Origin of the sequence: Citrobacter sp. Cm046 (assembly GCF_030333065.1) — a bacterium.
GTDB classification, from domain to species: domain Bacteria; phylum Pseudomonadota; class Gammaproteobacteria; order Enterobacterales; family Enterobacteriaceae; genus Citrobacter; species Citrobacter murliniae.
On sequence record NZ_JAOWGP010000035.1, the window covers coordinates 20,664 to 41,806 of the forward strand.

At 52.3% G+C, this 21,143-nt stretch carries 19 protein-coding genes; 15 read left to right on the forward strand and 4 right to left on the reverse strand.

All coding sequences use genetic code 11. The features are described from left to right. Positions 1–7: 7 nt before the first annotated feature. From lepB to acpS, 6 genes are all read left to right on the forward strand, one after another. Positions 8–982: a signal peptidase I gene (gene lepB, locus OGX98_RS06265; RefSeq protein ID WP_048220793.1), complete on the forward strand. Its 975-nt coding sequence runs from the start codon at positions 8–10 to the stop codon at positions 980–982. Between the two features lie 270 nt (positions 983–1,252). Then, a complete protein-coding gene (rnc, locus tag OGX98_RS06270; protein WP_003037579.1) occupies positions 1,253–1,933 on the forward strand; it encodes a ribonuclease III in 681 nt (226 codons plus the stop codon). Beyond that, complete coding sequence (gene era, locus OGX98_RS06275; protein ID WP_045446265.1) at positions 1,930–2,835, forward strand: GTPase Era; 906 nt, start codon at positions 1,930–1,932, stop codon at positions 2,833–2,835. The genes rnc and era overlap by 4 nt, the downstream gene beginning before the upstream one ends. A gap of 29 nt (positions 2,836–2,864) precedes the next feature. Continuing rightward, positions 2,865–3,593 carry a DNA repair protein RecO gene (gene recO, locus OGX98_RS06280; protein ID WP_045449747.1) on the forward strand — a complete coding sequence of 243 codons (729 nt, stop codon included), beginning with the start codon at positions 2,865–2,867 and terminating at the stop codon, positions 3,591–3,593. An 11-nt stretch (positions 3,594–3,604) separates the two neighbouring features. Further along, positions 3,605–4,336 (forward strand): pyridoxine 5'-phosphate synthase, encoded by a 732-nt coding sequence (gene pdxJ / locus OGX98_RS06285; RefSeq protein ID WP_048220795.1) that lies wholly within the window; start codon positions 3,605–3,607, stop codon positions 4,334–4,336. After that, positions 4,336–4,716, forward strand: coding sequence for a holo-ACP synthase (acpS, locus tag OGX98_RS06290; RefSeq protein WP_045446261.1), 381 nt, complete (start codon positions 4,336–4,338; stop codon positions 4,714–4,716). Before pdxJ ends, acpS begins: the two co-directional genes overlap by 1 nt. On the opposite strand, the gene OGX98_RS06295 is transcribed toward acpS, so the two are convergent. Together OGX98_RS06295 and OGX98_RS06300 are read right to left on the reverse strand one after the other, a co-directional pair. Further along, complete coding sequence (locus OGX98_RS06295; RefSeq protein ID WP_003037590.1) at positions 4,713–4,973, reverse strand: YfhL family 4Fe-4S dicluster ferredoxin; 261 nt, start codon at positions 4,971–4,973, stop codon at positions 4,713–4,715. The genes acpS and OGX98_RS06295 overlap by 4 nt on opposite strands. Positions 4,974–5,028: 55 nt before the next feature. Continuing rightward, positions 5,029–5,877: a MurR/RpiR family transcriptional regulator gene (locus tag OGX98_RS06300; RefSeq protein ID WP_045446258.1), complete on the reverse strand. Its 849-nt coding sequence runs from the start codon at positions 5,875–5,877 to the stop codon at positions 5,029–5,031. 117 nt (positions 5,878–5,994) lie between these two features. Here OGX98_RS06300 and murQ point away from each other — a divergent pair, with 117 nt between their 5' ends. Genes murQ through tadA form a run of 4 tightly spaced genes read left to right on the forward strand, consistent with a single transcriptional unit; the run spans position 5,995 to position 9,454 of the window. Beyond that, positions 5,995–6,888 (forward strand): N-acetylmuramic acid 6-phosphate etherase, encoded by an 894-nt coding sequence (gene murQ / locus OGX98_RS06305; RefSeq protein WP_286594986.1) that lies wholly within the window; start codon positions 5,995–5,997, stop codon positions 6,886–6,888. Between the two features lie 8 nt (positions 6,889–6,896). Further along, complete coding sequence (locus OGX98_RS06310; protein WP_045446252.1) at positions 6,897–8,261, forward strand: PTS transporter subunit EIIC; 1,365 nt, start codon at positions 6,897–6,899, stop codon at positions 8,259–8,261. A 3-nt stretch (positions 8,262–8,264) separates the two neighbouring features. After that, entirely contained in the window at positions 8,265–8,900 is a 636-nt protein-coding gene (gene yfhb / locus OGX98_RS06315) for a phosphatidylglycerophosphatase C (protein ID WP_200010344.1), read from the forward strand. Between the two features lie 17 nt (positions 8,901–8,917). Then, positions 8,918–9,454 carry a tRNA adenosine(34) deaminase TadA gene (gene tadA, locus OGX98_RS06320; RefSeq protein WP_075261753.1) on the forward strand — a complete coding sequence of 179 codons (537 nt, stop codon included), beginning with the start codon at positions 8,918–8,920 and terminating at the stop codon, positions 9,452–9,454. A 27-nt stretch (positions 9,455–9,481) separates the two neighbouring features. On the opposite strand, the gene mltF is transcribed toward tadA, so the two are convergent. Next, a complete protein-coding gene (gene mltF, locus OGX98_RS06325) occupies positions 9,482–11,032 on the reverse strand; it encodes a membrane-bound lytic murein transglycosylase MltF (RefSeq protein ID WP_048220800.1) in 1,551 nt (516 codons plus the stop codon). 268 nt (positions 11,033–11,300) lie between these two features. Between mltF and purL the strand changes: the two genes are divergently transcribed. The 5 genes from purL to glnB all read left to right on the forward strand — a co-directional run bounded on the left by purL (position 11,301) and on the right by glnB (position 19,747). Beyond that, positions 11,301–15,188, forward strand: a complete 3,888-nt coding sequence (purL, locus tag OGX98_RS06335) for a phosphoribosylformylglycinamidine synthase (protein WP_286594987.1) — start codon at positions 11,301–11,303, stop codon at positions 15,186–15,188. A gap of 577 nt (positions 15,189–15,765) precedes the next feature. After that, positions 15,766–17,196: a two component system sensor histidine kinase QseE/GlrK gene (gene qseE / locus OGX98_RS06340; RefSeq protein WP_286594988.1), complete on the forward strand. Its 1,431-nt coding sequence runs from the start codon at positions 15,766–15,768 to the stop codon at positions 17,194–17,196. 22 nt (positions 17,197–17,218) lie between these two features. Continuing rightward, positions 17,219–17,962, forward strand: a complete 744-nt coding sequence (gene qseG, locus OGX98_RS06345) for a two-component system QseEF-associated lipoprotein QseG (protein ID WP_200010336.1) — start codon at positions 17,219–17,221, stop codon at positions 17,960–17,962. Further along, positions 17,962–19,296, forward strand: a complete 1,335-nt coding sequence (gene glrR / locus OGX98_RS06350; protein ID WP_304413159.1) for a two-component system response regulator GlrR — start codon at positions 17,962–17,964, stop codon at positions 19,294–19,296. Before qseG ends, glrR begins: the two co-directional genes overlap by 1 nt. A 112-nt stretch (positions 19,297–19,408) precedes the next feature. Then, positions 19,409–19,747 (forward strand): nitrogen regulatory protein P-II, encoded by a 339-nt coding sequence (gene glnB / locus OGX98_RS06355; protein ID WP_002914032.1) that lies wholly within the window; start codon positions 19,409–19,411, stop codon positions 19,745–19,747. 59 nt (positions 19,748–19,806) lie between these two features. Here glnB and hmpA read toward each other — a convergent pair whose 3' ends face one another. Further along, entirely contained in the window at positions 19,807–20,997 is a 1,191-nt protein-coding gene (gene hmpA / locus OGX98_RS06360; protein ID WP_045446225.1) for an NO-inducible flavohemoprotein, read from the reverse strand. Between the last annotated feature and the right edge of the window lie 146 nt (positions 20,998–21,143).

Sequence of the window (21,143 nt, forward strand, 5' to 3'; positions counted from 1 at the left end):
AGTTGGCATGGCGAATATGTTTGCCCTGATTCTGGTGATTGCCACACTGGTGACGGGCATTTTATGGTGCATTGATAAATTTGTCTTTGCACCAAAACGCCGGGAGCGTCAGGCGGCGGCACAAGCTGCAGCGGGTGATTCACTGGATAACGCAACGCTGAAAAAAGTCTCCCCTAAGCCGGGCTGGCTGGAGACGGGGGCATCTGTTTTTCCGGTGCTGGCGATTGTGCTGGTGGTGCGCTCGTTTATTTATGAACCGTTTCAGATCCCGTCGGGTTCGATGATGCCGACACTGTTAATTGGCGACTTTATTCTGGTAGAGAAATTTGCCTACGGAATTAAAGATCCGATTTATCAGAAAACGTTAATTGAAACAGGCCATCCGAAACGTGGTGATATCGTGGTGTTTAAATACCCGGAAGATCCGCGTCTGGATTACATCAAACGCGCTGTCGGTTTACCGGGAGACAAAGTGACGTACGATCCAGTGGCTAAAGAGGTCACCATTCAGCCCGGGTGCAGCTCCGGTCAGGCATGTGAAAACGCATTGCCGGTAACGTATTCTGATGTTCAGCCGAGTGATTTCGTGCAGACGTTTGCTCGTCGTAATGGCGGAGAAGCGACCAGTGGTTTCTTCGAGGTTCCGCTGAACGAAACAAAAGAAAACGGGATTCGTCTGACCGAGCGTAAAGAGACTCTGGGTGATGTAACGCATCGCATTCTGACCGTGCCGATCGCGCAGGATCAGGTGGGGATGTATTTCCGTCAGCCAGGGCAGCAACTCGCGACCTGGATAGTCCCGCCGGGACAATACTTCATGATGGGTGATAACCGTGATAACAGCGCGGACAGCCGTTACTGGGGATTTGTACCGGAAGCGAATCTGGTGGGTAAAGCGACAGCTATCTGGATGAGCTTTGATAAGCAGGAAGGTGAGTGGCCGACCGGTGTTCGTTTAAGCCGTATTGGTGGTATTCACTAATCTCTGATAATCGTTCACGTTGTCGTCATTATGGCGACAGCGTGAATTATTTCTTGGATAAATTCCCGCAGACTAACGACATCCCTTGTCGTTGTGTATAGAATATTCCCCCGAAGTTTTAGGTTGGCAGCGTTAGGTTGCCACGGCACACGAAACAGCGTTGGTTCGTATACATAAGCATTCTGGCTATGCCGAAACGGCTACCCGGATTGTGTATATCAGGTCTGTTTCGTGTGCTGGATTGTTGACGCATTCATTTATTGGTATCGCATGAACCCCATCGTAATTAATCGGCTTCAACGGAAGCTGGGCTACACTTTTAATCATCAGGAGCTGTTGCAGCAGGCATTAACTCACCGTAGCGCCAGCAGCAAACATAACGAGCGTTTAGAATTTTTAGGCGACTCTATTTTGAGCTTTGTTATCGCTAATGCGCTATATCATCGTTTCCCTCGTGTGGACGAAGGTGATATGAGCCGCATGCGTGCCACGCTGGTACGTGGTAATACGCTGGCGGAATTAGCCCGTGAGTTTGACCTCGGTGAATGTTTACGTTTGGGGCCAGGTGAGCTGAAAAGCGGCGGTTTTCGTCGTGAATCTATCCTGGCGGATACTGTCGAAGCATTGATCGGCGGTGTCTTCCTCGACAGCGATATTCAGACTGTTGAACAACTGATTCTTAACTGGTATCAAACCCGTCTGGATGAAATTAGTCCCGGCGATAAACAAAAAGATCCGAAAACGCGTTTGCAGGAATATTTGCAGGGTCGCCACCTGCCGCTGCCGTCTTATCTGGTAGTACAGGTCCGGGGCGAAGCGCACGATCAAGAATTTACTATCCACTGCCAGGTTAGCGGCCTGAGTGAACCGGTGGTTGGCACAGGTTCAAGCCGTCGTAAGGCTGAGCAAGCTGCCGCCGAACAGGCGTTAAAAAAACTGGAGCTGGAATGAGCGAAGAAAAAACCTATTGCGGATTTATTGCCATCGTCGGTCGTCCGAACGTTGGTAAATCCACCCTGTTGAATAATCTGCTTGGGCAGAAGATTTCCATCACCTCACGTAAGGCGCAGACAACACGTCACCGTATTGTCGGGATCCATACTGAAGGCGCGTATCAGGCTATTTATGTTGATACCCCGGGCCTGCATATGGAAGAGAAACGAGCCATCAACCGTCTGATGAACAAGGCTGCCAGCAGTTCTATTGGCGACGTTGAGCTGGTTATTTTTGTCGTGGAAGGCACTCGTTGGACGCCGGACGACGAGATGGTGCTGAATAAACTGCGTGACGGTAAAGCACCGGTTATCCTGGCGATCAACAAAGTTGATAACGTACAGGAGAAGGCCGATCTGCTGCCGCACCTGCAGTTCCTGGCAAGCCAGATGAACTTCCTGGATATCGTCCCCATTTCTGCCGAAACCGGCATGAATGTCGATACCGTTGCAGGTATCGTGCGTAAGCATCTGCCAGAAGCGATTCATCACTTCCCGGAAGATTACATTACCGATCGCTCTCAGCGCTTTATGGCTTCAGAAATCATTCGCGAAAAGCTGATGCGTTTTCTGGGGGCTGAACTGCCGTATTCCGTTACCGTTGAGATTGAGCGTTTTGTCTCTAACGAACGTGGCGGCTACGATATCAACGGCCTGATCCTTGTTGAACGTGAAGGGCAGAAGAAGATGGTGATTGGCAACAAAGGGGCCAAAATCAAAACCATCGGTATCGAAGCGCGTAAAGACATGCAGGAGATGTTCGAAGCGCCTGTGCACCTTGAACTGTGGGTGAAAGTAAAATCTGGCTGGGCTGATGACGAGCGAGCACTGCGCAGTCTCGGTTACGGCGACGACGTTTAATTCCCTGTTCTGAAAAGACGGCGGGTATGATGGAAGGATGGCAACGAGCCTTTGTCTTACATAGCCGCCCGTGGAGCGAAACCAGCCTGGTGCTGGACGTCTTCACGGAAGAGTCGGGTCGCGTGCGCCTTGTGGCTAAAGGCGCACGTTCCAAACGTTCCAATCTTAAAGGCGCACTTCAGCCTTTTACGCCGCTATTACTTCGCTTTGGTGGACGTGGTGAGGTCAAAACCCTGCGTAGCGCTGAAGCCGTCTCTCTGGCGCTTCCTCTAAGTGGTATCACGCTTTACAGCGGTCTTTATATCAACGAACTCATTTCTCGGGTGCTTGAGTACGAGACCCGCTTTTCCGAACTCTTCTTCGACTACCTGAATTGCATTCAGGCGCTGGCTGGCGCGACTGGCTCACCTGAGCCCGCCTTGCGTCGTTTTGAGCTGGCTTTACTTGGTCATCTGGGCTATGGCGTGGATTTCACCCACTGTGCCGGTAGCGGCGAGTCGGTCGAAGACACCATGACCTACCGTTATCGTGAAGAAAAAGGATTTATCGCCAGTGTGGTGATCGATAACAGCACCTTTACCGGGCGGCATTTGAAAGCACTTGAGTCGCGAGAATTTCCGGATGCTGATACGCTACGTGCCGCGAAACGCTTTACCCGCATGGCGTTAAAGCCGTATCTTGGTGGTAAACCGTTAAAAAGCCGGGAACTGTTCCGGCAATTTATGCCAAAACGCGCAGTAAAAACAAATAATGATTAACGAGGATTGTCATGGCTGAATTACTGTTAGGCGTCAACATTGACCATATTGCCACTTTACGTAATGCACGCGGCACCGCATATCCGGATCCGGTTCAGGCGGCGTTTATCGTTGAGCAAGCAGGTGCGGATGGTATTACCGTACATCTGCGTGAAGATCGACGCCATATTACCGACAGAGATGTGCGTATACTGCGTCAAACGCTGGATACGCGCATGAACCTGGAAATGGCTGTGACGGAAGAGATGCTGGCCATCGCCGTTGAGACAAAGCCGCATTTTTGCTGCCTGGTGCCGGAAAAACGCCAGGAAGTTACCACCGAAGGTGGCCTGGACGTAGCAGGTCAGCGTGACAAAATGCGTGATGCCTGCAAACGACTTGCGGATGCGGGGATCCTGGTATCGCTGTTTATTGATGCCGACGAAGATCAGATTAAAGCAGCCGCAGAAGTGGGCGCGCCGTACATTGAAATTCACACTGGTTGCTATGCCGATGCAAAAACCGACGCTGAACAGGCCAATGAACTGGCGCGTATCGCTAAGGCTGCGACCTTCGCAGCCAGTCTGGGGCTGAAGGTTAATGCTGGTCACGGTCTGACTTACCATAACGTCAAAGCGATTGCACGGATCCCGGAAATGCACGAACTGAACATCGGCCATGCGATCATCGGACGCGCGGTAATGAGCGGCCTGAAAGATGCGGTTGTGGAAATGAAACGCCTGATGCTGGAAGCGCGTGGCTAATGGCAATTCTGGGATTAGGTACGGATATCGTGGAGATTGCTCGCATTGAGGCGGTGATCTCTCGTACCGGCGATCGTCTTGCCAGACGGGTTCTGAGCGATAACGAATGGGCTATCTGGGAAACGCATCAGCAACCGGTGCGTTTTCTGGCAAAGCGGTTTGCGGTAAAAGAGGCGGCGGCAAAAGCTTTTGGTACCGGTATCCGCAACGGACTGGCGTTCAATCAGTTCGAGGTGTTTAACGATGAACTTGGCAAACCGAGTCTGCGGTTGTGGGGAGAGGCGTTAAAGCTGGCAGAAAAGCTCGGTGTGGCGCATATGCATGTGACGCTGGCCGATGAACGTCACTACGCCTGCGCCACGGTGATTATCGAGAGTTAAAGTTTGTCTGCGTGGTGCATTAATACAAACTTATCCCACAGCTGTTCTTCTGTTTCGACATGTGCCGGATCTTTCAAAATAGTATTGGGGATTGGGCACACTTTCTGGCAGGTCGGCGTGTCGTAATGTCCTACACATTCGGTACATTTGTCGCTGTTAATCTCGTAGATGCTGTCACCCATCGAAATCGCCTCGTTCGGGCATTCGGGTTCGCACATATCGCAATTGATACACTTTTTAGTGATTAACAGGGCCATCAGGAAACTCTCAAAACATCACAAATCGGGCGGGCATTATACGCGCATTCTTTGCTCAGACCAGTTTTTTTACCAACGCTTCGCTGTGACGGATACGCTCCGGCGCGTGCTCCAGATCCTGCTGAACCAGCGCCATAAACAACAAATCGGTAAGCATCATTTGCGCATGAGTGGATGAAATCGCAGCGCTCCGGGTGGCCTGCTCCTCTGCAATGGTGTACAGGCAACGGGTTGCACGTTGCTGCAGAGCATTGGGGGTAAATCCGGTGATGGCGAGGATTTTTGCTCCGGTGCGTAATGTTTCATCGGCAGCCAGATTGAGCTCGCGTCGTTCCCCTGTATACGAAATTGCCAGCAAGAGATCGTTTGGTGACATTGCCTGTACGGTCGCCAGCAAGGCGTGCATATCGCGTTCAACTACCGCATTAAATCCAATCTTCAACAGCTTCCAGGCAAAATTCTGCGCGACCAGACCGGATGCGCCAATACCTGTCAGTACAATGCGACGGGCAGACCGCAGCATTGTAACGCTTTCCATCAGCTTCTCTTCACTGTTGATATCCAGAGTTGCATGCATTGCTGCCACATTCTCTTTAATCAGTTTATCTCCGACCAGAAGCATGGGATCGTCACCGCGGATCTGATTGTGCACTGGAACAGAATGTGGATTGGGATTACTGGCCAGCGCTTCGCTGATCGCCAGTTTTAGTGCCGGAAATCCTTTGAATCCCATTTTCTGTGCGAACTTCACGACGCTGGACTGGCTGACGCCTGCCTCGCAGGCCAGTTGCTGTGAGCTGAGATGACGCGCATCATCCGGATGAGCAAGGAGGTAATCCGCAAGCTTTTTATCGCTTTGCGCGAGATCCGGGTAACGCTGACGAATGCGAATCAAACAGTTCATGCTGTCTCCTGGCGAAAACGTGATGGCGATTACAAAACAAAATTTCACTCGCCTGGGTGAATATAATATTCCATTATGGCGGATTATTATGAATTAAAAATTCCTAAGGAACAAAAAATGAATCTCGGTGCGTTAGTGTCAGAAACCCGCAATCCACAGACGATGGATCTCGATGCTTTATCCACGCTTGAGCTGGTTCATCGTTTTAATCAACAGGATACGCTGGTAGCGGAAGCAGTAAAAGCAACGCTTTCTGAAGTTGCGCATGCGGTCGATGCGGCAGCTGACGCGTTAAAAGCAGGCGGGCGGATTATTTACATGGGGGCAGGCACCAGCGGTCGTCTTGGCGTGCTGGATGCTTCTGAATGTCCACCGACCTTTGGTGTGCCACATGGTCTGGTTGTCGGGCTTATTGCCGGAGGTCCGGGCGCGTTGCTGAAGGCGGTTGAAGGCGCGGAAGATAACCCTCAGTTGGGAGAAGATGATCTTCGGGCACTCAATCTTCGCATGCAGGACCTGGTTGTTGGTCTGGCGGCGTCAGGACGTACGCCGTACGTGATAGGCGGTCTGCAATATGCTCGCAAAGTGGGCTGCACGACGGTGGCGATCTCCTGTAATCCGGATTCCCCTGTCGCCCGTGAAGCTGATATCGCCATCTCTCCGGTTGTAGGTCCGGAGGCCCTGACGGGGTCAACGCGTCTGAAGTCAGGTACTGCGCAAAAGCTGGTGCTCAATATGATCTCCACCGGGGCAATGGTGAAATTTGGCAAGGTATATCAGAACCTGATGGTGGATATGAAAGCGACCAACGTCAAGCTGGTAGACCGGGCGTGTCGCATGGTGGTGGAAGCTACCGGCATTGCGCGTGAAGAGGCCGAGGCACTGCTGAAACAGACTGACTTTGATGTTAAACCCGCCATACTGATGGCGCTAACCGGGTTGGATGCTACCGCAGCCAGAGCCAAACTTTCCGCTCACCAGGGTTTTTTGCGCGCGGCGTTAGAACACTAGAGGTGCATATGGACAAAACGGCGGTTCTTGCCAGCGACATCCTGCTGGGGATTGGCGGAGAGAAAAATATTCTGCGCCTGGAAAACTGTATGACGCGCGTCAGGGTGGAAGTGCAGGATGACGACCAACTGGACATTTCCCGGCTGAAGCAGTTACCCGGTGTCAGTGGCTATGTGAAGCAGGGGGCGCAGCATCAGATTATTGTTGGTCCCGGTAAGGCCGCCAAAGTGGTGGATGCCATGCGTTCTCTGATTGCTGATGACGGCGAACGTCCGAATGTAAATGACATTGAACGCACGAAGTCTCAGGTGAAAGCGAAGTACAAAGCGCCAATGAGCGATGCGCTGCGCAAGCTGGCGAATGTCTTTATTCCGCTGATCCCGGCGTTTATCGCCTCCGGTTTGATTACCGGCATCATTAACATCCTCAAACGACCGGATATTGTGGGTGATTTTGCTACTCACTATCCGAATATGCTGGGGTTGATGGGTATCTTCGGTAGCGCCGTATTTGCCATCATGAACATCCTGGTCGGGGTAAACACCGCCAAAGTGTTTGGCGGTTCGTTAGCGATGGGCGGCGTAATGGCTGGGATCCTCTCCAGTCCGCAGCTGGCACAGATTACTCTGTTTGGCGAAGCACTACAGCCTGGCCGCGGTGGAGTTATCGCGGTGTTGTTAGTGGTCGCGCTGATGTGCTGGATTGAGCGTAAATTTCGTGAGGTGCTGCCGGGCTCGTTGGAGCTTATCCTGAACCCTTTGCTGACGACTATCATCACCGGGACAATCGCGATTGTGGCACTGCAACCGCTCGGTGGCTGGATTTCGGAATCCATTGCTCATGGCGCATCCTGGGCTATCGATCGCGGCGGTTTCCTCGTCGGCGCGGTACTGGCGGGAACATTTCTACCGCTGGTACTCACCGGTTTGCATCAGGGGCTGGTGCCCATCCATGTTGAGCTGGTGCAGGCACATGGCTATAACGCGCTCTTTCCCATTCTGGCGATGGCGGGAGTGGGGCAGATTGGTGCCGCGATTGCTGTTCTGATGAAAACCCGTAACGCACGGCTGAAAAAAGTGATTAAAGGTGCGTTACCAGTAGGATTACTGGGGATCGGTGAGCCGCTGATTTTTGGTGTGACGTTGCCGCTGGGTAAGCCATTTATTGGCGCTTGTCTTGGCGGAGCGGTCGGCGGGGCGCTGATCAGTTACTGGAAGGTCGCGACGGTTATTACTTTTGGGATCTCAGGGTTACCGCTGGCTCTGACGATTGTTGCCGGAAAAGTGATGTTCTATCTGTTAGGCTATCTGGTAGCGGTTATCGCCGGGTTTCTTTTTACCTGGCTATTGGGGTTCAACGATCCAGAGGAATAAGGTTTGACCAATCACGAGCGTCGCGTTGTCTTTTTTGATTTGGATGGTACGTTACACCAGCAGGATATGTTCGGCAGTTTTCTGCGCTACCTGCTACGTCGCCAACCGCTGAATGCGTTGCTTGTGCTGCCCCTGCTACCGATTATTGCGCTGGGGTTGTTGATTCAGGGGCGCGCCGCCCGCTGGCCGATGAGCTTGCTCCTTTGGGGATGCACTTTTGGTCGGAGTGAAGCGCGCCTGAAATCTCATCAGGCCGATTTCGTGCGCTGGTTTCGACAGCACGTAACGGCTTTTCCGGCCGTGCAACAGCGTCTAACGACTTACCTGTTAAGCTCTGACGCTGATATCTGGTTGATTACCGGATCCCCAAGGTCACTGGTCGAACAGGTCTACTTCGACACCCCATGGCTACCGCGCGTTAATCTTATCGCCAGCCAAATTGAGCGGGGGTACGGCGGTTGGGTGCTACCTCTGCGCTGCCTGGGCCATGAGAAAGTGACGCAACTGGAACGTCATATTGGCGCTCCGCTGCGCCTTTACAGTGGCTATAGCGATAGCAAACAGGACAATCCGCTGCTTTCATTTTGCCAGCATCGCTGGCGCGTTACGCCACGCGGTGAGCTTCAGCAACTCGAATAGAGTAAACGATAGCGTCTGTGTATAATGCGCCCGCTTTGATTACCGGAGTTCTGCCTTTGTCTGATGTTGAATTTAGCCATGAGTACTGGATGCGCCACGCCTTAACGCTGGCTAAACGCGCCTGGGATGAGCGGGAAGTCCCGGTAGGTGCGGTATTAGTACATAACAATCGCGTTATTGGCGAAGGCTGGAACCGGCCGATTGGTCACCATGATCCAACAGCCCACGCTGAAATTATGGCGCTGCGTCAGGGCGGTCTGGTGCTACAAAATTACCGCTTACTGGACGCCACTCTGTACGTCACCCTGGAGCCGTGCGTTATGTGCGCTGGCGCGATGGTACACAGTCGTATCGGACGCGTAGTATTTGGTGCGCGCGATGCGAAAACGGGGGCCGCAGGTTCGCTGATGGATGTGCTACATCATCCGGGAATGAACCATCGGGTTGAGGTCACTGAGGGTATACTACGGGATGAATGTGCCACGCTGCTTAGTGATTTCTTCCGTATGCGTCGTCAGGAAATCAAAAACCTGAAAAAGTCTGCAAGTGAGTGATTACGTGTTCCAGCAAGCCGGATGCGGCTATTTTTCCTCTTTCTTCTGTGAGGAAAACAGCAGTGAAGGGGAGTGCGTCAGGTAATTAGACGATGTCTGAGACAGAAACGCAGAGAGAGGAAATTTCTCCTGGTCTAATAATTCTGCCAGAGATACCGCCGGGTAATCCTGTGCCAGTTGCTGCGTTTCTGTCGCCTGTTTTTCTTTCTCTTGCAGATATCCCACCAGGCTTATCTGGTATTTACGAATATTTTCTACATATGCGTAGGCTTCGTGGCCACGAGCATAGCCATACGTCAGCTTGTTGTAATATGGCTTCTGGCTGAGCAGTGGCAGGCGTTGCTTCACATCGGCCCAGCTGTCCGGGTTGCCTTTGGTTTTAACCGTTAAGGCCCGGGCATCCAGCATATGTGCATATCCCATATTATATGCGGCAAGCGCAAACCAGATGCGCTCTCCTTCCGGTACGGTATCCGGCACTTTACTCATCATGTCCTGTAGATAACGCGCTCCACCGCTGATGCTCTGTTCAGCGTCGGTCCGGTCGGTCAGCCCCAGGCTTTGGGCGGTATTTTTGGTTAACATCATCAGGCCACGTACGCCGGTCGGGGAAGTAGCCTGCGCATCCCAATGGGATTCCTGATAGGAAATAGCCGCCAGCAGCCGCCAGTCTATCTCTTGTGCATATTTTTCAAACAATGGTTTGAGATCCGGCAGTACGCTATCTACAGCGCGTAAAAAAGTGCGGGTATCGACATAATCGAAATCATCGCCATGTCCGAGATACTTTTCTTCCAGTCGCGCCAGTGAACCGTCTTCATTAATGGTGTTAAAGAAATCCAGCAGGGCAGCGGAGAGTGTGTTGTCGTCATCCAGAGGACTAAACCAGGTTACTGGCTGTTCGTCTGAAACATCCAGCGCCACGGCAAGCTCCGGGTGCACGCGTTGGTACAGGCTGATAGCGACTGAATCGGCAATGGTATAGTCGAGCTTACCGGAGATGACATCATCAAGCAGTTCTGTCGTTCCTTTTTTGTCATCGATCTTCCAGCTCAGTTCGGGAAATTTTTTCGCTTTCAGCTGCTGCAAATCATTCACCACGACATGTCCGGGGGCGATAGTCAGCTGATTTTCATTCACGCTGGCAAGGGTGCGAGGGCGATATTTTCCGACCCGATACACCAGTTGCTGCGAAACCGAATAGTAAGTCGGACCCGGCTGGTAGTTTTTAACGCGTTCGCTGTTATAGACCAGGCCTGCGGCTAACAGATCGGCATCGCCGTTATCCAGGTCGTCAAAAAGTTGGCTGATATTCTGACGTACAGTGACTTTTAACTTCACCCCTAAATAGCTGGCGAACTGTTGGGTCAGCTCATAATCCAGACCAAAGGTTTTCCCGTTAAGGGTGGAGTGCGTTAAAGGCGAGTCGATTGTACTGACGCGCAATTCTCCCCGAGCTTGAATCGCGGCGATACGATTGTCGGCTTTACCGAACCAGGGGATAGATGGCCAGAGGGCCGCTGCCAGCAGCAGCGTCAATATGCCGATGAACAGATAATTAATCTTTAATTTTTTCAATTAGTTAATTCTCTGAATCGTGCGTAATCTTAGCCTGCTGTGATATTGATTAAGAAGTGAAGTAGTCATTAATGAGCGGCATTTTGCTTAAACTTGCGCCAGTTGGCAACTTATTCAGAAAACTGACCGCATTTGATGATAAGAGAAAGTCGTGATTTTATTTCGACGCAAACGGTTTCGTCTCCGCGGTAGATTCTTTATAATGACGCCCGTTTCCCCCCTTGCGCACACTTATAAGCGCCTCAGGCGCTTCGAAGACGAGAGACTTATGATGGAAATTCTGCGTGGTTCGCCTGCACTGTCTGCATTCCGTATTAACAAACTGCTGGCGCGTTTTCAGGCGGCCAATCTTCAGGTCCACAATATTTACGCCGAGTATGTCCATTTTGCTGACCTGAATGCCCCGTTAAACGAGGATGAGCATGCGCAACTTGCACGCCTGTTGAAGTATGGTCCTGTTCTTCGCAGCCATGTCCCTGAGGGCAAACTGCTGCTGGTAACGCCTCGCCCTGGCACCATCTCCCCCTGGTCTTCTAAAGCGACTGATATTGCCCACAACTGCGGCCTGCAGCAGATTAGCCGTCTGGAACGTGGCGTCGCCTATTATGTTGAAGCCTCTACGCTGACTGCTGAAGAGTGGCAGGACGTTGCTGCCGTACTGCATGATCGCATGATGGAAACGGTATTCTCTTCGCTGGACGAAGCAGAAAAACTGTTTGTGCATCACCAGCCGGCACCGGTTTCTAGTGTCGATCTGCTGGGTCAAGGCCGCCAGGCGCTAATTGACGCTAACCTGCGCCTGGGTCTGGCGCTGGCGGACGACGAAATTGATTATCTGCAGGATGCGTTTACCAAACTGGGACGCAATCCGAACGACATCGAATTGTATATGTTTGCGCAGGCCAACTCTGAGCACTGCCGTCATAAAATTTTTAACGCCGACTGGGTTATCGACGGAAAACAACAGCCGAAGTCGCTGTTCAAGATGATTAAAAACACCTTCGAAACCACACCGGATCACGTGCTGTCTGCTTATAAAGACAACGCGGCGGTGATGGAAGGTTCTGAAGTGGGCCGCTACTTTGCCGACCATCAAACGGGTCGCTATGACTTCCATCAGGAGCCGGCACATATCCTGATGAAAGTAGAAACTCACAACCACCCGACGGCGATCTCGCCATGGCCGGGCGCGGCGACCGGTTCCGGTGGCGAAATTCGTGATGAAGGCGCAACCGGACGCGGCGCAAAGCCGAAAGCGGGCCTGGTTGGTTTTTCCGTCTCCAACCTGCGAATTCCTGGCTTTGAACAGCCGTGGGAAGAAGATTTCGGTAAACCAGAACGTATTGTTACCGCGCTGGATATCATGACCGATGGTCCTCTGGGGGGCGCGGCGTTTAACAATGAATTTGGTCGTCCGGCGCTGACCGGTTACTTCCGTACCTACGAAGAAAAAGTTAACAGCCACAACGGCGAAGAGCTGCGCGGTTACCACAAGCCAATCATGCTGGCCGGTGGGATCGGTAATATCCGCGCCGATCACGTACAGAAAGGTGAGATCGTCGTGGGTGCGAAACTGATCGTCCTCGGAGGCCCGGCAATGAACATCGGTCTTGGCGGCGGTGCGGCCTCTTCGATGGCTTCCGGCCAGTCCGACGCCGATCTCGATTTTGCTTCCGTGCAACGTGACAATCCGGAAATGGAACGTCGTTGCCAGGAGGTTATTGACCGTTGCTGGCAGATGGGCGATGCCAACCCGATTCTGTTTATCCACGATGTGGGGGCAGGCGGACTGTCTAATGCTATGCCTGAGCTGGTCAGCGACGGCGGGCGCGGTGGTAAGTTTGAACTGCGTGATATCCTCAGCGATGAGCCGGGCATGAGCCCGCTGGAAATCTGGTGTAACGAATCTCAGGAACGTTACGTGCTGGCGGTTGCCGCTGACCAGTTAGCGTTGTTTGACGAGCTGTGTAAGCGTGAGCGCGCACCATATGCAGTGATCGGTGAAGCCACCGAAGAACAGCACCTTTCTATGAATGACCGTCATTTTGACAATCAGCCGATCGATCTGCCACTCGATGTATTGCTCGGCAAGACACCGAAAATGACCCGCGATGTACAGACGCTGAAAGCGAAAGGCGATGCGTTAAATCGAAGCGATATCACGATTGCAGATGCGGTCAAACGCGTGCTGCACCTGCCCGCAGTTGCAGAAAAAACTTTCCTGGTGACAATTGGCGACCGTACCGTTACCGGCATGGTTGCACGTGATCAGATGGTGGGGCCGTGGCAGATCCCGGTCGCGAACTGCGCGGTGACGACTGCCAGCCTTGACAGCTACTATGGCGAAGCGATGTCAATCGGCGAGCGCGCACCGGTTGCGCTGCTGGACTTCTCCGCTTCGGCACGCCTCGCGGTAGGTGAAGCGCTGACCAACATTGCGGCAACGCAAATAGGTGATATCAAACGTATCAAACTGTCCGCAAACTGGATGGCGGCCGCCGGTCACCCTGGTGAAGATGCCGGGTTGTACGAAGCGGTAAAAGCGGTAGGGGAAGAATTATGCCCTGCACTTGGCCTGACCATCCCGGTGGGCAAAGACTCCATGTCGATGAAAACCCGCTGGCAAGAAGGTAACGAACAGCGTGAGATGACCTCGCCGCTGTCGCTGGTGATTACCGCCTTTGCCCGCGTGGAAGATGTGCGTCATACCATTACACCGCAGCTCTCGACCGAAGAGAATGCGCTGCTGTTGATTGACCTGGGCCTTGGCCACAATGCACTGGGTGCGACATCACTGGCGCAGGTTTACCGCCAGTTGGGTGACAAACCGGCTGATGTACGCGACGTCGCGCAACTGAAGGGCTTCTATGACGCCATTCAGGCGCTGGTGGCGCAGCGTAAGCTGCTGGCCTACCATGACCGTTCAGACGGCGGTCTGTTGGTGACTCTGGCTGAGATGGCATTTGCCGGTCACTGTGGTATTCAGGCTGAAATCAGCACACTTGGCGATGACGCTCTGTCTGCTCTGTTTAATGAAGAGCTGGGTGCAGTGATTCAGGTGCGTGCGACAGATCGCGATGCAGTAGAGGCTGTTCTCGCAGCTAACGGTCTGACAGATTGTGTACATTACCTCGGACAGGCAGTCGCAGGTGATCGTTTCACTCTGACAGCCAACGGCCAGTCCGTATTCAGTGAAAGCCGCACTACGCTTCGTATGTGGTGGGCAGAAACCACCTGGCAGATGCAGCGTCTGCGTGACAACCCGGAATGTGCCGATCAGGAACACGATGCCAAGGCGAACGATGCGGATCCAGGCCTTAACGTAAAACTGTCGTTTGATATCAACGAAGATGTTGCCGCGCCGTATATTGCCACCGGTGCGCGTCCAAAAGTGGCTGTGTTGCGTGAGCAAGGTGTTAACTCCCACGTTGAGATGGCCGCGGCTTTCCACCGTGCTGGCTTTGACGCCATCGACGTTCACATGAGCGATCTGCTGGGCGGACGTATCGGCCTGGGGAACTTCCAGGCGCTGGTTGCCTGTGGTGGTTTCTCTTACGGTGATGTACTGGGTGCCGGTGAAGGCTGGGCGAAATCAATACTGTTCAACAACCGCGTGCGTGATGAGTTTGAAACCTTCTTCCATCGCCCACAGACGCTGGCGCTTGGTGTATGTAACGGCTGTCAGATGATGTCCAACCTGCGCGAATTGATCCCGGGTAGCGAACTGTGGCCGCGCTTTGTACGTAACCACTCTGATCGTTTCGAAGCTCGCTTTAGCCTGGTGGAAGTGACGCAAAGCCCGTCTCTTCTGTTGCAGGGAATGGTCGGGTCAATGATGCCGATTGCCGTTTCTCATGGTGAAGGGCGCGTGGAAGTACGTGATGATGCACATCTGACGGGGCTGGAAAGCAAAGGTCTGGTAGCGCTGCGCTATGTTGATAACTTTGGCAAGGTGACTGAAACCTATCCAGCGAACCCGAATGGCTCGCCAAACGGGATCACTGCGGTGACGACCGAAAATGGTCGTGTGACGATTATGATGCCGCATCCGGAACGAGTATTCCGTACTGTGAGCAACTCCTGGCACCCGGAAAACTGGGGCGAGGACAGCCCGTGGATGCGTATCTTCCGCAATGCGCGTAAGCAACTCGGCTAATCATAACGATAGACATCAAGCCCCTCTTCGTGAGGGGTTTTTTTTGTCTGGTCCAGTTGAGCGACGTAAATCCTGTTAGGGGATGAGGCGTTTACACCTCCAGGGTGTCGGCAAATGCCGACAATGGCACGACCGGGGTGTCGCCTAAAAGAGACAGTTAATTAATTGATTTATATATTATTTATTTTTTAGTGTTATATGTGTTGCTAATTAGCGACAAAAGGTGCAAAAAACAGACGGAAAACTTTTTAGCATATTTAAACATATTTCTTATATTTATCATTGTGTTAATAAAATGTTTTGATTGTTGGCACAGTTGCTGCATAATAATAACCAGTGGCTCATTCACCCTCTTATGTCAGCCCCTTCGGGACGTGCTACATAAACTTCGAATGACGCACAACAAGGTGCCTGCCGTCCAACTTCTGATATTAGCGTTGCTCATATCAATCTCCGGGCGAAACGTCGAGTTAGGCACCGCCTTATTCCATAACAAAGCCGGGTTAATCCCGGCTTTGTTGTATCTGGCGTTTCCCTCAGTTAGCATCTTCTTATTCGTGTCCGTTGAGGTAACGCCTTGAAGCGCTGGTCTGTTTTCCCCCGTTCTTTACGTCAGTTGGTGACGTTGGCTTTTTTGCTGATCCTGCTGCCTTTGTTAGTGCTGGCCTGGCAGGCATGGCAGAGTCTGAACGCGCTTAGCGCCCAGGCTGCGTTAACGAACCGAACGACGTTGATTGATGCCCGACGAAGCGAGGCGATGACCAATGCGGCACTGGAGATGGAACGCAGCTATCGGCAATACTGCGTGCTTGATGATCCGACCCTGGCGAAGGTCTATCAAAGTCAGCGCAAACGCTACAGCGATATGCTGGATGCGCATGCGGGCGTTTTACCGGATGACAAACTCTATCAGGCGTTGCGGCAGGATTTAAACGACCTCGCGCAGCTACAGTGTAAAAATAGCGGCCCTGATAGCGTGGCGGCGGCACGACTTGAAGCTTTTGCCAGCGCCAATACGGAGATGGTTCAGGCAACGCGTACGGTGGTTTTCTCTCGCGGGCAACAATTACAACAAGATATAGCGGAGCGTGGGCAGTTCTTTGGCTGGCAGGCACTGATGCTGTTTCTCGTCAGCCTGGCGATGGTGTTGCTGTTCACGCGGATGATTATCGGACCAGTTAAAGGTATAGAACGGATGATCAACCGCCTGGGGGAAGGGCGCTCGCTGGGTGATAGCGTACTGTTCACCGGCCCTCGGGAACTGCGCTCGGTTGGTCAGCGAATTATCTGGCTGAGCGAGCGCCTTTCATGGCTGGAGTCTCAGCGGCATCAGTTTTTACGCCACCTTTCACACGAGCTGAAAACACCGCTGGCAAGTATGCGTGAGGGAACAGAACTGCTGGCAGATCAGGTGGTTGGTCCTCTGACTGCGGAGCAGAAAGAGGTTGTCGGTATTCTGGATGACAGCAGCCGCAATCTGCAGAAACTGATTGAGCAGTTGCTGGATTACAACCGGAAACTGGCTGATGAGGTGATTGAGCTTAAGAACGTTGAGATAGCGCCGCTGGTGGATGGCGTTGTTTCTGCACATAGCCTGCCCGCTCGCTCAAAAATGATACATACTGATGTTGCGCTGGCTGCGAGTTCCTGTCTGGCAGAGCCTGGGCTGTTAATGAGCGTGCTGGACAATCTTTATTCCAATGCGGTGCACTATGGGGCTGAATCCGGTACCATTTGTATCCGCAGCAGTTTGCATGGCTCTACGGTATATATAGATATAGTGAATACCGGCACACCGATTCCAGAAGCAGAAAAGACCATGATCTTCGAGCCTTTTTTCCAGGGGAGTCATCAGCGGAAAGGGGCGGTAAAAGGAAGCGGGTTGGGGCTTAGTATCGCCAGAGATTGCATCCGCCGTATGCGGGGAAAACTGTATCTGGTCGATGATAATGCGCAAGGTGTTTGCTTTCGCATAGAACTGCCGCTATCTGCAACGAAAAAACACTAAAATCAACCTAAGTCTGGTGAGTATGCCACACGTTGTTGTCCGAATGCTTAAACGACATTTTTTCCGCCGCGCCTTATGGGTGAGCCTGCCGTGCCTGGCGCTGGTAGGGTGTGTACCGAATGCGGTGAATCATATTATCGGTGATCCTTCGCAGGAGAAAATTCCTCCTCATCAATTGGCCGATTACCTTTCAACAGAATGTGCGGATATCTGGTCACTACAGGGTCAGTCCACAGAATCTAATCCGCTGTATTGGCTGCGGGCAATGGATTGTGCCGATCGCATGATGGCGGTTCAGGCGCGCAGTGAAGCCAGTGCCATGCTGGCGGATACCTGGCAGGGCGCTTTCAAACGTGGGATCCTGCTAGGCAGTGCCAATATTACCCCACCAGAACGGCGGGACGCGATTACGCGCCTTGATGCGTTAAGCCCGCAAATCCCCGCTCAGGTACGACCGCTTTATCAGGTCTGGCGCAGCAGCCAAACGCTGCAGTTACAGCTTGCAGAAGAACGCATGCGCTATAGCAAACTCCAGCAGGCATCAGACAGCGATCTTGATACGCTGCGTTTACAACAACAGCATTTGCAAGCCCAGCTCGATCTGACTACCCGCAAACTGGAGAATCTGACGGATATTGAACGCCAGCTTTCTACCCGCAAACCTGCCGGTAACTACAGTCCCGATACGCAGCATGGGAGTGATAAACTCACCACACCTGACAACGGGGATGGTGCGGTGTCGTCATCTGATGAGGTAACGCCATGATAAGCCGTAAACCCGCGCATTTACTGCTTGTAGATGACGATCCTGGGTTGTTGAAATTGCTCGGAATGCGACTGACCAGCGAAGGTTACAGTGTCGTAACGGCGGAAAGCGGGCTGGAAGGACTGCGGATCCTGAACCGTGAAAAGGTGGATCTGGTTATTAGCGATCTGCGCATGGATGAAATGGACGGTATGCAACTGTTTACTGAAATCCAGAAAGTCCAGCCTGGGATGCCGGTTATTATTCTTACGGCTCATGGTTCTATTCCTGATGCTGTTGCCGCCACTCAGCAGGGTGTTTTCAGTTTTCTCACTAAGCCGGTCGATAAAGACGCGTTATACAATGCCATTGACGGGGCGCTGGAACAGTCTGCGCCCGCCACTGATGACCGCTGGCGTGAATCAATCGTTACCCGCAGTCCGCTGATGTTGCGTTTGTTGGAGCAGGCACGGATGGTGGCGCAATCAGACGTCAGCGTACTGATCAACGGTCAAAGCGGTACCGGAAAAGAGGTTTTCGCTCAGGCTATTCACAACGCCAGCCCGCGAAGCCACAAACCTTTCATTGCGATTAACTGCGGCGCGTTGCCGGAACAACTGCTCGAGTCTGAACTGTTTGGTCATGCGCGCGGCGCCTTTACCGGCGCGGTGAGCAACCGTGAAGGGTTATTTCAGGCCGCTGAAGGCGGGACGCTGTTTCTCGATGAGATAGGTGACATGCCCGCGCCATTACAGGTCAAATTATTGCGTGTGTTGCAGGAGCGTAAAGTCCGCCCCCTTGGTAGCAATCGTGATATCGACATTGATGTGCGGATCGTTTCTGCGACGCACCGTGATCTGCCCAAAGCGATGGCGCGGGGTGAGTTTCGCGAAGATTTATTCTATCGCCTCAATGTCGTGAGTTTGAAGATCCCGACGCTGGCCGAGCGTACTGAAGACATCCCACTACTGGCAAACCATCTGCTACGCCAGTCTGCTGAGCGGCACAAACCGTTCGTGCGTGCATTTTCGACTGACGCGATGAAACGTTTAATGACAGCCAGTTGGCCAGGAAACGTGCGTCAGTTGGTCAACGTGATTGAACAGTGTGTGGCGCTAACTTCTTCACCGGTAATCAGTGATGCGCTGGTGGAGCAGGCGCTGGAAGGCGAAAATACTGCGCTGCCAACCTTTGTCGAAGCGCGTAACCAGTTTGAACTCAACTACTTGCGTAAGTTGTTGCAAATTACCAAAGGCAACGTTACTCATGCGGCGAGAATGGCGGGGCGCAACCGAACGGAGTTCTATAAGTTGCTCTCTCGACACGAACTGGATGCGAACGATTTCAAAGAATAATTTTACACTGCATCATTCAAGCTGCTGCCAGGCATCATGAATGATTTTGTGTAATCGTTTAATGTGTTAGGTTTATCCGATCAAAAGACAGGCGACCTTTTCAAGGAATAGCATGAAAAAGATTGATGCGATTATTAAACCCTTCAAGCTGGACGACGTCCGCGAAGCGCTGGCAGAAGTCGGCATTACCGGTATGACTGTGACGGAAGTGAAAGGATTTGGCCGTCAGAAAGGCCATACCGAACTGTATCGCGGCGCGGAATATATGGTGGATTTTCTGCCGAAGGTGAAAATTGAAATTGTGGTAACTGACGATATTGTTGATACCTGCGTCGATACCATTATTCGTACTGCACAAACGGGTAAAATTGGCGACGGCAAGATTTTTGTCTTTGACGTGGCACGCGTTATTCGTATTCGTACCGGTGAAGAAGACGACGCGGCAATTTAAGTCGGGTCTGCTTAGCAGGCCTGACAGGCGTAGCGCCATCAGGCCTGCTTTATAACGAACTACAGCACTTTATGTGGACCGAAACATTCGTAGTGAATGTTTTCGTTCTTCACGCCCAGACCGACCAGTTGCTTCGCGGCAAACTGCATAAAGCCAACCGGACCACACAGATAAAACTGCATTGACGGGTCGCTGATTGCACCTTCCATCTTGTTTAAATCCATCAGTCCTTCGCTGTCATATCCACCTTTTTCGCGATCCGCTTCGTTCGGCTCACGATACCAGGTATGTGCGGTAAAGCGCGGCAGCGTTTTACCCAGTTCACTTACTTCATCGGCAAAAGCATGCACATCGCCGTTTTCTGCCGCGTGGAACCAGTTAACCTGTGCGGTGTGCCCGGATTTTGCCAGCGTATCCAGCATGGCCAGCATCGGCGTCTGACCAACACCCGCAGAAATCAGAGATACTGGCGTATCGGTTGCCACATCCATGAAAAAATCGCCCGCTGGTGCGGCTAAATGAACGATGTCACCGATATTCGCGTGGTTATGCAACCAGGTAGAAACCTGGCCGCCGTCTTCGCGTTTAACGGCAATACGATAGCCTTTACCATCCGGTTTGCGGGTCAGAGAGTACTGACGAATTTCCTGATGCGGGAAACCTTCCGGCTTCAGCCAGACGCCCAGATATTGCCCCGGATGGTATTCTGCCACCGCACCGCCATCGACCGGCTCAAACTCAAAGCTGGTGATCAACGCGCTACGCGGGGTTTTTGCCACGATACGGAACGGACGAGTACCTTCCCAGCCACCATTTTTGTTGGCGTTTTCACTGTAAATCTGTGCTTCGCGGTTGATGAAGACGTTAGCCAGCACGCCATACGCTTTTCCCCAGGCATCCAGCACTTCCTGACCTGGACTGAACATTTCGTCCAGCGTTGCCAGCAGGTGACCGCCCACGATGTTGTACTGCTCGGGCTTAATCTGGAAGCTGGTATGCTTCTGGGCTATTTTCTCAACCGCAGGCAGCAACGCCGCCAGGTTTTCGATATTGCTGGCGTAAGCGGCGATGGCGTTAAATAATGCTTCACGTTGATCGCCATTACGCTGGTTACTCATGTTGAAAATTTCTTTGAGTTCGGGGTTATGCGTAAACATGCGATCGTAGAAATGGGCGGTCAGCTTCGGGCCTGTCTCAACCAGCAGGGGAATGGTGGCTTTCACTGTAGCGATGGTTTGTGCGTCAAGCATACTGTCTTCCTTTATCTGAGACTTTAATGATGTATGTCAAATACATCTTATAAAAAATACCCCTGCATTGTAAATGGTTCTTTGTAACTTTGCGTTGTAATGGTTACAACGTGAAAAATCTGCATCACAAACCTGAAAAGAAATCC